This window comes from Micromonospora sp. KC606, assembly GCF_004348675.1.
Lineage (GTDB): Bacteria > Actinomycetota > Actinomycetes > Mycobacteriales > Micromonosporaceae > Micromonospora.
The window spans coordinates 1-13,215 of the sequence record NZ_SMKN01000156.1; the positions used below are offsets into that span (position 1 = coordinate 1).

10 protein-coding genes are annotated in these 13,215 nt (G+C 72.9%); 2 read left to right on the forward strand and 8 right to left on the reverse strand.

The window, feature by feature from the left end:
- Positions 1–220 precede the first annotated feature (220 nt).
- From ricT to tmk, 6 genes are all read right to left on the reverse strand, one after another.
- Positions 221–1,054 (reverse strand): regulatory iron-sulfur-containing complex subunit RicT, encoded by an 834-nt coding sequence (gene ricT, locus E1193_RS23255; RefSeq protein ID WP_132185312.1) that lies wholly within the window; start codon positions 1,052–1,054, stop codon positions 221–223.
- A gap of 174 nt (positions 1,055–1,228) precedes the next feature.
- On the reverse strand, positions 1,229–1,894 hold the full coding sequence (locus E1193_RS23260) for a hypothetical protein (protein ID WP_132185313.1): 666 nt from the start codon (positions 1,892–1,894) through the stop codon (positions 1,229–1,231).
- Positions 1,894–2,199: a type VII secretion target gene (locus tag E1193_RS23265; RefSeq protein ID WP_132185314.1), complete on the reverse strand. Its 306-nt coding sequence runs from the start codon at positions 2,197–2,199 to the stop codon at positions 1,894–1,896. Before E1193_RS23265 ends, E1193_RS23260 begins: the two co-directional genes overlap by 1 nt.
- A gap of 1 nt (position 2,200) precedes the next feature.
- Positions 2,201–2,527: a YbaB/EbfC family nucleoid-associated protein gene (locus tag E1193_RS23270; protein WP_132185315.1), complete on the reverse strand. Its 327-nt coding sequence runs from the start codon at positions 2,525–2,527 to the stop codon at positions 2,201–2,203.
- A 106-nt stretch (positions 2,528–2,633) separates the two neighbouring features.
- Positions 2,634–3,899: a DNA polymerase III subunit delta' gene (locus tag E1193_RS23275; protein ID WP_132185316.1), complete on the reverse strand. Its 1,266-nt coding sequence runs from the start codon at positions 3,897–3,899 to the stop codon at positions 2,634–2,636.
- A complete protein-coding gene (gene tmk / locus E1193_RS23280) occupies positions 3,899–5,998 on the reverse strand; it encodes a dTMP kinase (protein ID WP_132185320.1) in 2,100 nt (699 codons plus the stop codon). The genes E1193_RS23275 and tmk overlap by 1 nt, the downstream gene beginning before the upstream one ends.
- 369 nt (positions 5,999–6,367) lie before the next feature.
- Between tmk and E1193_RS23285 the strand changes: the two genes are divergently transcribed.
- Positions 6,368–7,576 carry an amino acid deaminase/aldolase gene (locus E1193_RS23285; protein ID WP_132185317.1) on the forward strand — a complete coding sequence of 403 codons (1,209 nt, stop codon included), beginning with the start codon at positions 6,368–6,370 and terminating at the stop codon, positions 7,574–7,576.
- Positions 7,577–7,692: 116 nt separating this feature from the next.
- Here the strand turns inward: E1193_RS23285 and E1193_RS23290 are convergent, their stop codons facing one another.
- Positions 7,693–8,274, reverse strand: coding sequence for a TetR family transcriptional regulator (locus E1193_RS23290; RefSeq protein WP_132185321.1), 582 nt, complete (start codon positions 8,272–8,274; stop codon positions 7,693–7,695).
- Between the two features lie 226 nt (positions 8,275–8,500).
- On the opposite strand from E1193_RS23290, the gene E1193_RS23295 reads away from it, so the two are divergent.
- Complete coding sequence (locus tag E1193_RS23295) at positions 8,501–9,802, forward strand: D-arabinono-1,4-lactone oxidase (RefSeq protein WP_132185318.1); 1,302 nt, start codon at positions 8,501–8,503, stop codon at positions 9,800–9,802.
- 103 nt (positions 9,803–9,905) lie between these two features.
- Here E1193_RS23295 and topA read toward each other — a convergent pair whose 3' ends face one another.
- A complete protein-coding gene (topA, locus tag E1193_RS23300) occupies positions 9,906–12,737 on the reverse strand; it encodes a type I DNA topoisomerase (RefSeq protein WP_132185319.1) in 2,832 nt (943 codons plus the stop codon).
- Between the last annotated feature and the right edge of the window lie 478 nt (positions 12,738–13,215).

The following is a 13,215-nucleotide window of genomic DNA, read 5'->3' on the forward strand; positions in this document are numbered from 1 at the left end:
CCCCGCACCCGCCTCGCCTCCACAGCGGCGATCATGAAGTTGGCGGCCGTCATGGGGGATGATCGACTCCGGTTACGCCACATCGGGCTGACCCTGCAAAGCGGAAAGCCCCACCTGGCGCAATCGGACTCGATCAACCGCCCGGACACCCCACCTGGCGCAGGCGGATATCGATCAACCGCCGGGACACGCCGACCTGGCGCGAACGGAGTCGATCAGACTACGCCGGGGGGCGGTCGTCGTAGGCTCGGCGGGGCCCGCAGACGTCGGACAGGGCGCAACGCTTCGTCGACCCGTCGGAGATCGACCGGACGGTGACCGTCTCGCTCGGCGGGTGGCGGGACACGACTTTCCCCAAGCCGTCGGGGGTCTCGACCCGCTGACCGCTCGCCGGATAGTCGCTGCTCGCGGCGTAGAGCGGATGCTCGTACTTCAGGCAGCACATCAGCCGGCCGCAGGCACCGGAGATCCGCAGCGGATTGAGTGGCAGGTCCTGGTCCTTCGCCATCCGGATCGTCACCGGCTCGAAGTCGTTGAGGAACGTCGCGCAGCACAGATCCCGGCCGCACGAGCCGATGCCACCCTGCACCCGCGCCGAGTCCCGTGCGGAGAGCTGCCGCAGCTCGACCCGGCAGCGCAGGGTCGCACCCAGGTCGCGGACCAGCGACCGGAAGTCCACCCGGTGCGGCGCGGTGAAGTAGACCGTGCTCCGCTCGCCGGCGCCCTCGGCGGCCAGCACGTGGTCGACAGCGACCACCTTCATCGGCAGCCCGTGCTCCCGGATCAGCCGCTTCGCCGCCACCTTCGTCTCGGCCTTGCGCCGGCGCAGCAGTTCGTCACGGCGCAGGTCGTCCTCCTGGGCCAGCCCGGCCAGCTTCGGAAAGCCGTCGGTGTCCTCCGAGACCCACTGCGCGGCCCAGACGCACTCCGCCACCTCCGGCCCGTCGTCGGTCGGCACCAGCACCCGGTCGCCGACTCGCGGGCGGAACTCGCCCGGATCCAGGTAGTAGAGGCGCCCGTACCGGTTGAAGCTGACCGCACAGAGCATGCCCATGTGTTCCACCCTACGACGAGCGGCCGGCCGGCAGCCCGTCGCCGTACCGTCACCCCACGCGTTCATCCATCGTCGTCGACCCACGACGGTTGTTGGCCCGGACCCCGGTAACCTCCGGTCACCCGGGACACACCGGGTCGGCACAACCCGCCGAAACGACCACACCGAGGCGGCTCAGTGGCCGACCCGCAGGGTGCCGTCGTGGTGGATCGCGGCGCCGGCCGATCCGCGCCACGTCGACTCCGCCAGGCTCGACGACCACTGGCGCAGCAGCGTCTCCGCCCCGTCGTAGGCCACCCCGAGCACCGCCAACACCCGGGCGGCGACCTCCGCCGCCGCGTGGATGCCCGCCCCGGGTGCCGCGCCCGGGGCGGTGGCGGCGTGCACTCGGACCGCCTCGGCCGAGCTCACCACCTCGGCGAGCACCCGGGCCACCGCGAGCCGGCTCCCGTCCACCCACTGCGCCAGGGCGTCGGCGTACCCGGCCGTCGCCTCCAGCCGCCCGACCAGGCTCTCCGGCCCCTCGTCGAGGTGACGCAGCAGCGCCGCGCGGGCCTCGTCGTACGCCGAGGCGGCCGGGCCGCTCCACAGGGCCGGGTCGGTCAGGGCGGCGCACGCGTCGTCGTACCGGGGGACCAGCCGGCGCACCGCGTGCCCGGCGTTCGCCAGCGGCGCCGGGTGCAGGTCGAGGAAGGCGCGCAGCGCGTCGCCCGGCAGCACCTGCATGCGACGCAGCAGCGGCCAGAGCCGGTGCCCCTCCGGAGCACCCGCGGCGAGCAGCTGGTCGACCCGGCGCAGCAGATCAAGGCCGGGCTCGGCGAGCCGGTCCAGGGCGTCCATCAGACCTCCCCGAGCAGCCGCCGCCGCGCGGAGTCGTCGGCTGCCGCGTACCGGTCGGCGGCGCTGCGCAGGGCGGCGGCAGCGGCAGCCAGCCGGGCGGCGGCGGCCTCCGCCTCGCGGGCCCGGTCGCCGGTCGCGGCGGTCCACTGCCGGTGCAGGGCCCGGCCGATCTCCCCGGGGCGGCCCGGCGCGTCCGCACCGAACGCCGGGTGCGCCGGGTCGGCGGCGGTCACCGTGCGGGAGAGCAGAGCCAGCGAGGCGCTCTCCTCCTCGAGCCGGGCGGCGAGGGCGCGCAGCGGGTCCATCTCAGGCCCCCGCCAGCGGCCGGTACGCCGCGAAGGTCTCGTTGTGCAGCTTCTCCCGGGCCCAGAGCGCCGCGTCGGCGGCGGCGGTCACGGCGGCCCGCACCGAGCCGGCGACCTCCCGGGGGTGGCGGTGGTGCAGCGGGCCGAGGAAACGCACGTCGGTGATGCGACCGTTGGCGGTCACCACCACCTCGACCAGCCCGTCCGGTGACCGGACGGTCACCTCGACGGTGTCGACCGCCTGGTCGAACTCGGCCTGCAGGGACTCGATGCGACGGTAGCGCCGCACCGCCTCCTCGATCCACGCCTCGTCGATCTCGCGCGGCATAGGTTCTCCCCCCGCCGACCTCACCCAGCGTGCCACCGCCGTCACCAAGGCACACCGGACCGTACCGCACGCCGACGACACGTGTCGATGCCGAAGGTGGGGCTGGTCACCCCTTCCAGAGGGCGAGCATCATCGCCTCCACCGCGATCCGCGGCTTGACGTTGGCCTCGATGGCTGCCCGGCACCCCAGCACGGCCTCCAACCGGCGCAGGGCGCCCTCGGCGTCCCACTTCCGAGCCCCGGCCTCGGCCATCTCGGCGGTGTCGGTGTGCACCGGGGCCACCGGTGCGCGCAACGCCATGGTGAGCGCGTCGCGGTAGAAGCCGGCCAGGTCGACCAGGGCGCGGTCGAGGGCGTCGCGCTGGGCCCGGGTAGCCCGTGACTTCTGCCGCTTCTCCAGGTCCTTGAGCTGCCCGGCGGCACCGCGCATGGCGCCGGCCGCGCCGCGCCCGGTGCCACCCGCGCCGAGCGCGGTCTGCAGGGCGGCCCGCTCGGCCGCGTCGGTCTCCACGACCGACGCCTCGGCCTCCGCCTCGGCCGCCTCGATCAGCGCGGACGCTGCGTCCAGCGCCGCACCGACACCGGTGAGCCGGCGCGGCACCGCCAGGACCGCGTCCCGCCTGCGGCGAGCCTCCGGGTCACGGGCCAGTCGCCGGGCCCGCCCGACGTGTCCCTGGGCGGCGGCCGCGGCCCAGGCAGCCACGTCCGGCTCGACGCCGTCCCGGCGTACCAACACCTCGGCCACCGCGGCGGGCGGCGGCTGCCGCAGGGGTACGACCCGGCAGCGCGACCGGATGGTCACCGACACGTCGTCCGGGTGGGTGGACGGGGCGCAGAGCAGGAAGACGGTCCGCGGGGGTGGCTCCTCGATGGCCTTGAGCAACGCGTTGCCCGCCGCCTCGGTGAGCCGGTCGGCGTCCTCGATGACGACGACCTGCCAGCGGCCGCCGGACGGCGTGCTGGCCGCCCGGAGCACGAGGGCCCGCATCTCGCCCACCCCGATGGAGAGCCCTTCGGGCACCACCAGCCGGACGTCGGCGTGGGTGCCGGTCAGCGTGGTGTGGCAGCCGGGGCAGTGGCCGCAGCCGGTGCCGTACTCGCACTGGAGGGCGGCGGCGAAGGCCCGGGCGGCCACCGACCGGCCAGAGCCGGGCGGGCCGGTGAATATCCAGGCGTGGGTCATCCCCGCGCCCTGCTCGGCGGGTGCCTCCCCGACGATCTCCTCGGCCAGGGCGTCCAGGTCGTCCGGCTCCCCGGTGGACGGCACGGCGACGTGGGCGGCGCGCAGCACGGCGGCGGCCGACGTGGCGGCCCGGCGCAGCGTGTCGACCGCCTCGTCCTGGCCGACCAGGTCGGCGAAGACGTCCGGCATCAGGTCCGATGCTCCATCGTCACCAGCTCCGCGTCGGATAACTCGGGCTGCACCGAGGTGTCCGGGCCGTGCGCCGGGCGCGGGTGCACAATGCCCGCCGGGTCGACCAGGAACTCCTCCACCCGGCGGGCCACCAGGTGGGCGACCTCCTCGACCGGGCGGGCGGCGTCCAGCACCAGGTAGCGCTTCGGGTCGGTGGCGGCCAGGTCGAGGAAGGCGTACCGGACCCGCTCGTGGAAGGCGAGCGACTCGGCCTCCAGCCGGTCGGGGCCCTGGTTGCGGGCGGACACCCGGGAACGGCCGGTGTGCGGGTCCACGTCGAGGAGCACCACCAGGTCGGGCTTGAGGCCGCCGGTGGCCCAGGAGGAGAGCCAGGAGACCTCCTCGACCGGGAGCGTCCGGCCGGCCCCCTGGTACGCCAGGGACGAGTCGACGTACCGGTCGCTGACAACGATCGCGCCGCGGGCCAGCGCCGGCCGGACCACGGTGGCCACATGATGGGCACGGTCGGCGGCGTAGAGCAGCGCCTCGGCGCGTGGGGAGGGCGCATCGTCGCCGGAGTGCTCCAACAGCAGGGGGCGGATCCGCGCGCCCATCGCGGTGGCTCCCGGCTCGCGGGTGACCACGACCTCCCGGCCCTGCTCGCGCAGCCGCTCGGCGAGCGCCTGCAGTTGGGTGGACTTACCGGCGCCCTCGCCCCCCTCGAAGACCACGAAGAGGCCGTTGGAGACGAACGACTCGGCCGGCATCAGCGGACGGCCCCGGATCGAGCCCCACAGGTCGGCGAGGACCGGCACGCCCTTCTTGTCGTCCATCTGACCGAAGGCGCTGATCCCGGCGAAGATGCCGGCGGCGCCCGCGACCAGGAGCAGCACCCGGGTGGAGGAGATCGAGATGTCCGCACCGGCGATGTCGAGGGTGTGTGAGCCGCCGATGCCGGCGAGCAGGCTGCCCAGGGCGATGGCGAGGATCAGCACCAACCGGGTGCCGATCTGCACCACCGCGAAGACCCGGCCGCGCACCTCGTCGGCGATCTCGCCGCCGAGCAGGGTGACCCCGGAGAGGAAGGCCATGCCGGCGCCGGCTCCCACCAGGATCGCCCCGACGATCGCCATGGAGAGGTGGATCGCGAAGGCGAGGGTCATCACCGACGCGCTGGCCAGCACGATGCTCATGCCGAACCAGCGGCGGCGGGACAGGTCCCGGACGATCATCGGACCGAGGCCGATGCCGACCGCGAGACCGATGAAGATCGCCCCGAAGAGCAGGAAGAAGGCGGCATCACCGGCGTTCAGCGAGGTGGTGAAGAACTGGGCGGTGCCGATCACGATGCCGCCGCCGGCGAACGCGCCGAGAATCCCGAGCACCAGTCCGCGTACCAGCGGGGTCTGGCCGATGAACTTCCAGCCCTCGGTGAACTGGCGCAGCATGGTCTGCTCGCTGCGTCCCTGCCCGCCGGTCTTCCCCTGGCTGATCTCCCGGATGCCGAACGCCACCACCAGCGCGGTGGCCAGCCGGGAGAACGAGTTGACCCAGAGCGCGAGGTCCGCCGGTTCGGCCCAGGCGGGCATCTCGCCACCGGTGATCGCCCGGACGCTGCGGTCGAGCACCGCGGCGACGACCGCCGCGAGGATCGGGGTGAGTCCGTACGTGGTGATCAGGGTGAGCTGGTTGGCCGCCTCCAGCCGGGCGCGCGGGATCAGGTTGGGGACCGCGGCCTCCTTGGCCGGGATCCAGAGCAGGGTGACCGACTCGATCAGGAAGGTGGCGATCGCCGCCCAGCCGACCACCGCGGCGCCGCTCGCCCCCAGCAACGCCACCAGCGGGATCGAGGCGAAGAGCAGGAAGCGCAGGATGTCGCAGATGACCATCGTCCAGCGCCGGTCGAAGCGGTCGGCGAGGACGCCCGCCACCGGGCCGAGCAGCAGCGCCGGCAGCAGCCGGACGGCGATCACGCCCCCGAAGGCGGCGCCCTTGGCCGTGCTGCCGGACACCTGGGAGGCGGCGAAGACGGAGGTGGCGAGCAGGCCGAACCAGTCGCCGAACGAAGCGGCGCCGAGCACTATCCAGAGCCGCCGGAACGGGCGGATGCGCAGCACCGAGCGGATCGCGGCATAGCCGGACAGGTCGGCCGGCGGAGCGGGCTGCGGAGCGGGGCCAGTCTGCGGGGCAGACTGGCCGGCGGAGCTGGTCTGCCCGGCGGGGCCGGTCTGCCCGGCGGCGCCACCGGTGTGCGGGGAAGACGACGACACGCCGGACGACTCGCCGTTCTGCTGGCTTTCGATGGCCGTACCTCCACGTGCCGGCCCAACACTGGGCGGTCCCGGTGCAACACTCTAGTCCCGGCGGGAGCCCTTCCCGCCGTTACATTCTCCTGCTCGCCGAGCCTAGGCCGCCGGCACCAGCGCCCGCAGCCGGCGTACGTGAGCCCATTTCGCATTCCAACTCCGGACAGTTAGCGTGCACCCGTGGCCACCGACAGCGATGCTCTGCGCGAGCGCCTCGACCGGGCGACCGCCCACCTCGATCCGCCGTACGCCGTGGTCGACCTCACCGCTTTCGACGCCAACGCCACCGCGCTGGTCCGCCGGGCCGGCGGCAAGCCCGTCCGCGCCGCCAGCAAGTCCATCCGGACCCGCGGGTTGATCAGCCGGGCGCTCGGCCGGCCGGGTTGGGCCGGGGTGCTGGCGTTCACGCTGCCCGAGGCGATCTGGCTGGTGCGCGCCGGCGTCACCGACGACGCCCTGGTCGCCTACCCGACGGCCGACCGGGGGGCGCTCGCCCAACTGGCCGCCGACCCGGCCCTCGCCGCGGCCGTCACCCTGATGGTCGACGCGACCGAGCAGCTCGATCTGGTCGACTCCGTCTGCGTCCCCGGCCGCCGCCCCGAGCTGCGGGTCTGCCTCGACCTGGACGCCTCCTGGCGCTTGCTGGGTGGGCGGGTGCACGTCGGGGTCCGCCGTTCGCCCGTGCACAGCGCCCGGGCCGCCGGTGCGCTCGCCGCCGCCGTCGCCGGCCGGCCGGGCTTTCGACTGGTCGGGCTGATGTCGTACGAGGCGCAGATCGCCGGGCTCGGCGACGCCCCGCCCCGGCAGGCGGTCGTGGGCGCGGTGATCCGGCTCGTGCAGCGCAGGTCGTACCGGGAACTGCTGGCCCGCCGGGGTGCGGCGGTGGCCGCGGTACGCGAACACGCCGACTTGGAGTTCGTCAACGGCGGCGGCACCGGCAGCCTGGTCGCCACCAGCGCCGACCCCGCGGTGACCGAGGTCGCCGCGGGGTCGGGCCTGTACGGGCCGACGCTGTTCGACGGGTACCGCGCCTGGCGTCCGGCCCCCGCGGCGTTCTTCGCCTGCGCGGTGGTCCGCCGGCCGGCACCCGGCATGGTCACCGTGCTCGGCGGCGGCTGGACCGCCTCCGGCCCGGCCGAGCGGAGCCGGCTGCCTCGCCCCTGGTTGCCGGTTGGGCTGTCGCTGGTCGGCACGGAGGGTGCGGGCGAGGTGCAGACACCGCTGGCCGGACCGGCCACGACCGGTCTGGGGATCGGCGACCGGGTCTGGTTCCGGCACGCCAAGGCCGGTGAGCTGTGCGAGCACGTCAACGAGTTGCACCTGGTCGCCGGGGAAGAGGTGGTCGACGCCGTGCCGACGTACCGGGGTGAGGGCCACGCCTTCCTCTGAACCGAGCGCCGCCGGATGGGCGTGCTCCGGGCCCGCCCCGGCCGGCGTGCTGTGGGCCTCGCCGACATCGCGGCGACGCCCGGTCGCTCGACGCGCCGGGTGAGCGGCGACCGGGCTCAGGTCTGCGCGGCCGGCGCGGGCTCGGCCGTGGCCTCGACGTGGCGGTGCAGGTACTCGCGGATCAGCGCCTTGGCCTCGGCCAGCACCCGTTCGTCCCCCTCCGGCTTGCGACGGAACGCCAACTTGATCAGGGCGTCCGCGGCCTCGACGGCGATCTCCAGGCAGAACCTCAGCCGCGGCTCGTCGGCCATCCCGAACCGCTCGGTGAGCACCCGGCCCAACTGGTCGGCGATCACGCCGTTGTTGTCCCGCTGCTCGTCCAGCAGGTGCAGGTCGACCACGTCGCCGAAGTGCAGGGTACGAAACCCGGGGACGGTGCGGTGCATCGTGATGTACTCGTCGATGCCCGCGTCGACGCCGTCCCACCAGTGGGTCAGGTCGTCCGAGGCGAACCGCTCGTCGAGCCGTTGCAGGTAGGACTCCATGGTCCGCAGGGTCAGCGCCTGCACGATGGCCCGCTTGTCCGGAAAGAACTGGTAGACCGACCCGATCGCCACCTCGGCCCGCTCGGCGAGCAGCGTGGTGGTCAGCCCCTCGTACCCCACTTCGTCGACGAGTTCGGCACAGGCGTCCAGCATCCGCTGGACCCGCGCGACACTTCGACCCTGCACCGGAACGCGGCGCAGCGGTCCGGTCGTGGCGGCTGGTGTGGACACTCGGCGCCACCCCCCTTCGACGGAAGAAACATATCCACATGTCACGTGCTCGTGACTACCGGTACAACGAGCGGACCTCGATTGCGGTATTTACCAGGCACAACGATCCTGATATGAAGTCAGTTCACATTCATGTCGAGGAGCGCGGATGGCCGGCACCACCACCTGGTCCAACTGGGCCGGAAACCAGCACAGCCTCGCCACCGCCATCCTGCGCCCGGCCACGGTCGACGGCGTCACCGAGGCCATCCGGGACGCCGCCGCGGCCGGCGAACGAATCCGGGTGGTGGGCAGCGGACACTCGTTCACCCCGATCGCCGTACCCGACGGGCGGCTGCTCGAACTGACCGCGCTAGAGACCGACGTGCGGGTGGACCTCGCCAACCGGCTCGTCACCGTACCGGCCGGGATGACCCTGCGTACGCTCAACGCGCTGCTCGCCGGGAACGGCCTCGCCCTGCCCAACCTCGGCGACATCGACGCCCAGACCATCGCCGGCGCGATCGCCACCGGTACCCACGGCACCGGCGCGGCGTACGGCTGCCTCGCCACCTTCGTCGAGGCGCTGACCCTGGTCACCGGCACCGGCGAGGTGCTGCGCTGCTCCACCGCCGAGCACCCCGACGTCTTCGCCGCCGCCCGGGTCGGGCTGGGGGCGCTCGGCGTGCTGGTCGAGGTGACCCTGCGGTGCGTCGACGCCTTCGTCCTGCGCGCCCACGAACGCCCCGGGCGATTGGACGAGGTCCTCGCCGCCCTGCCGGCACTCGTCGACCGGCACGACCACATCGAGTTCTTCTGGTTCCCGTACACCGACCGGGTGCAGGTCAAGACCAACGACCGGGTGCCCGCCGACGACCGGCCGCTGCCCCGGTGGCGCGGCTGGCTGGACGACGACTTCCTCGCCAACACGGTCTTCGGCGGGCTCTGCCGGCTCGGTCGGGCCGTGCCCGCGCTGGCGCCGACGATCAGCGCCGTCTCCGCCCGGGCCCTGAGCGAGCGCACCTACACCGGCCGCTCCGACGCGGTCTTCTGCTCCCTGCGCCGCACCCGGTTCCTGGAGATGGAGTACGGCATCCCGCGCGCCGCGCTGCCGACGGCGCTGGCGGAACTGCGCCGGATCGTCGACCGACTGCCGTTCAGGGTGCTCTTCCCGGTCGAGGTACGGTTCACCGCCGCCGACGACATCTGGCTGTCGCACGGGTACGGCCGGGACTCGGCGTACCTCGCCCTCCACCAGTACGTCGGCATGCCGTACGAGCCGTACTTCCGGGCGTTCGAGGAGGTGGCCGCCGGGCTGGGCGGTCGCCCCCACTGGGGCAAGCTGCACTGGCGCGACGCGGCGTCACTCGCCCCCGCGTATCCGAGGTGGCAGGACTTCCAGGCCGTCCGCACCCGCCTCGACCCGCACCACCTCTTCACCAACCCCCACCTCACCCACATCCTCGGCTGACGCCCGACACCTTGCCCTGGGCTTCCCCTGCGGGACAAGTCGGGATCTTGGCAGGGCCAGGCCGGTAGGGGCCGTTTCCCTCCAAGATCCGCGACGGCGCCGTTCAGTCGGTGGTGGTGGTGGCCTTCTTGGGGGTGGCCTTCTTCGCGGGCGTGGCCTTCTTCGCGGCCGTGGCCTTCTTCGCGGCCGTGGCCTTCTTCGCGGGCGTGGCCTTCTTCGCGGCCGTGGCCTTCTTCGCGGGCGTGGCCTTCCTGGCGGGGGCCTTCTTCGCCGCCGCCTTCTTCGGCGCCGGTCCCTTCGCCCGCTTCTCCGCCAGCATCTCCGAAGCCTCTTCGAGGGTCAGCGCCTCCGGGGTCTGCCCGCGCCGCAACGACGCGTTCGTCTCCCCGTCGGTGACGTACGGCCCGAACCGGCCGTCCTTGATGACCAGCGGCTTCTCGGTCAGCGGGTCGTTGCCCATCTCCCGCAGCGGTGGCGCGGCGGCCCGGCGCTGGCGGGTCTTCGGGGTGGCCAGCAGGGCCAGCGCCTCATCCAGCGTGACGGTGAACATCTTCTCTTCCGAGTCCAGCGAGCGGAACTCGTCGCCGCGCTTGACATACGGGCCGTAGCGGCCGTTGTTGGCGAAGACCTCGACACCGTCCGGGGCCACGCCGACCAGGCGGGGCAGGCTGAGCAGCTTGAGCGCCTCGTCGAGGGTGAGCGAGTCGGGCGACTGGGAGCGCAGCAGCGAGGACTTTCGCTCGCCGCTGGCCACGTACGGACCGAACCGGCCGGACTTGAGCAGGATCGGCTCGCCGGTGGCCGGGTCGTCGCCGAGCTTTCGCTCGCCTGCGCCGCCGAGGAACAGCTCGTGCACCTTCTCCGGCGTCAGCTCGTCCGGCGCCAGCCCCTCGGGGATCGGCGCCCGGTCGCCCGGCGTGCCGCCCTCCTCGCCCTCCGTCGCCAACGCGGGCTGCTCGCCCGGTACCGCCCGTTGCAGGTACGGCCCGTAGCGGCCCACCCGGACGACGACCTCGCGCCCCTCGTCGTCGGTGAAGAGCGGGATGGAGTTGACGCTGCGCGCGTCGATCTCGCTGAGGTTGTCGGTCACCAGTTTCTTCAGCCCGCCCGCGTGGGCGATGGTCTGGTCGCCGGCGCCGTTGGTGCTGCCGAAGTAGAAGGCGGTGAGGAAGTCGACCGCGGCGTGGTCACCGCCGGCGATCTCGTCCAGCTCGTTCTCCATGCTGGCGGTGAAGTCGTAGTCGATCAGGCGCGGGTAGTGCCGCTCCATCAACCCGATCACCGCGAAGGCCAGGAAGGACGGGATCATCGCCTGGCCGCGCTTGAACACGTACCCGCGGTCCTGGATGGTCTGCATGATCGACGCGTACGTCGACGGCCGGCCAATGCCCAGCTCTTCGAGGGCCTTGACCAGCGATGCCTCGGTGTAGCGCGACGGCGGCTGGGTGTGGTGGCCCTGGGCGGCCAACTCGTCGGCGGTGAGGGGTTGGTCCTTCACCAGGTTGGGCAGCCGGCGCTCGGCGTCCTCGGCCTCGGCGTTCTCGTCGTCGCTGGACTCGACGTACGCGCGCAGGAAGCCCGGGTCGGTGATGGTCTTGCCGGTCGCCCCGAAGTCGGCCTCCTCCTGCGCGGCCGTGACCGCGCGGATGCGCACCGACACGCTGGAGCCGACGGCGTCGGTCATCTGCGAGGCGATGGTGCGCCGCCAGATCAGCTCGTAGAGCTTGAACTCCTCGGCCGACAACTCCTTGGCGACCTCGCCGGGGGTGCGGAAGTTGTCCCCCGCCGGGCGGATCGCCTCGTGCGCCTCCTGCGCGTTCTTCACCTTGCCGGTGTAGCGGCGCGGCTCCGGCGGCACGCTGCGCTCGCCGTACAGCTCGACGATCTGCCGGCGGGCCGCGGCGATGGCGGTCTCCGACAGGTTCACCGAGTCGGTACGCATGTAGGTGATGTAGCCGTTCTCGTAGAGACGCTGCGCGGTGCGCATCGTCTGCTGTGACGAGAACCGCAGCTTGCGGGCCGCCTCCTGCTGCAGGGTGGAGGTGATGAACGGCGCGTACGGGCGGCGGCGGTAGGGCTTCTCCTCGACCCGGGTGACGGTGAACGGCCGCCCGTCGAGGCGGGCGGCGAGCCCGCGTGCGCCGCTCTCGTCGAGGTGCACCACGCCCGCCCCGGGCTTCACCCGGCCCGTGGTGGGCTCGAAGTCCTTGCCGGTGGCGATCCGGTCGCCGTTCAGCGCGACCAGGGTCGCGTGGAAGGTGCGCGGACCCTCGCCCGGGTTCGGCACCGCCAGGGTGGCGAGGATGTCCCAGTACTCGGCGGTGCGGAACGCCATCCGCTGCCGCTCCCGCTCGACCACGATCCGGGTCGCCACGGACTGCACCCGGCCCGCCGAGAGCTTCGGCATGACCTTCTTCCACAGCACCGGGGAGACCTCGTAGCCGTAGAGGCGGTCGAGGATGCGCCGGGCCTCCTGGGCGTCGACCAGATCCCGGTCGATCTCGCGCGGGTTGGCCACCGCGGCCTGGATCGCCGGCTTGGTGATCTCGTGGAAGACCATCCGCTTGACCGGGACCTTGGGCTTGAGCGTCTCCACAAGGTGCCAGGCGATCGCCTCGCCCTCGCGGTCCTCATCCGTCGCCAGGAGGATCTCGTCGACCTCCTTGGCGAGCTTGGTCAGCTTGTTGATCTGCTGCCGGCGGTCGGCGGAGACGACGTAGAGGGCGTGGAAGCCGTTGTCGACGTCCACCCCGAGCCGGGCCCACGGCTCACCCTTGTACTTCGCCGGCACGTCCGCGGCGTTGCGCGGCAGGTCGCGGACATGACCGAAGCTGGCCTCCACGACGTACCCCGGGCCGAGGTAGCCCGAGATCGTCTTGGCCTTCGCCGGTGACTCGACGATGACCAGACGGGTGGTTCCAGCGTTGCTCGGCACGTCTCTCCCCGACCTCACTCCTGCTTTTCGCCCGCTTCGGGCTGCTACTTCATGCCCGTTTCGGGCCGTGTTGCACCCACCGGACCACCGGCGGTCCGGATGTCCAACGTAACGCGCCGCCCGGGTTTCGGGTTTCGGGGGCGGCGATCAGCCCCGCCCGGCGTACGTTTTGGCCGGGGCCGCGCGGGCTTCACGGGCCGGACGGCGTCACCGTACACCGTGGGCAGGGCCGAAGGCGGATCACTGTGATGATGACGAACCCTCGGCCGAGACCCACCCGGCCGTTCTACCTTCCGCGCCGCCACCAGGCTGTCCCCGATCGGACAGCCCGCACCCCTTGACCCACCGACCGACTACCCCTTTGCCACCCTCTCGCCCCCGCGCCGCACACACTCATGATCCACTCGAACCGCGGCATTCTGGGCTGTCCCCGCAGCTGGACACCGCCGCTTCACCTCAGACGGAGTCGATCGTGGCC

What these genes read in the sequence shown, in the direction of transcription:
- ricT (WP_132185312.1), bottom strand. Translation starts at nt 1,054, where the DNA reads ATGGGCATGCTCTGTGCGGTCAGCTTCAACCGGTACGGGCGCCTCTAC.
- E1193_RS23260 (WP_132185313.1), bottom strand. Translation starts at nt 1,894, where the DNA reads ATGGACGCCCTGGACCGGCTCGCCGAGCCCGGCCTTGATCTGCTGCGC.
- E1193_RS23265 (WP_132185314.1), bottom strand. Translation starts at nt 2,199, where the DNA reads ATGGACCCGCTGCGCGCCCTCGCCGCCCGGCTCGAGGAGGAGAGCGCC.
- E1193_RS23270 (WP_132185315.1), bottom strand. Translation starts at nt 2,527, where the DNA reads ATGCCGCGCGAGATCGACGAGGCGTGGATCGAGGAGGCGGTGCGGCGC.
- E1193_RS23275 (WP_132185316.1), bottom strand. Translation starts at nt 3,899, where the DNA reads ATGCCGGACGTCTTCGCCGACCTGGTCGGCCAGGACGAGGCGGTCGAC.
- E1193_RS23290 (WP_132185321.1), bottom strand. Translation starts at nt 8,274, where the DNA reads ATGCTGGACGCCTGTGCCGAACTCGTCGACGAAGTGGGGTACGAGGGG.
- E1193_RS23295 (WP_132185318.1), top strand. Translation starts at nt 8,501, where the DNA reads ATGGCCGGCACCACCACCTGGTCCAACTGGGCCGGAAACCAGCACAGC.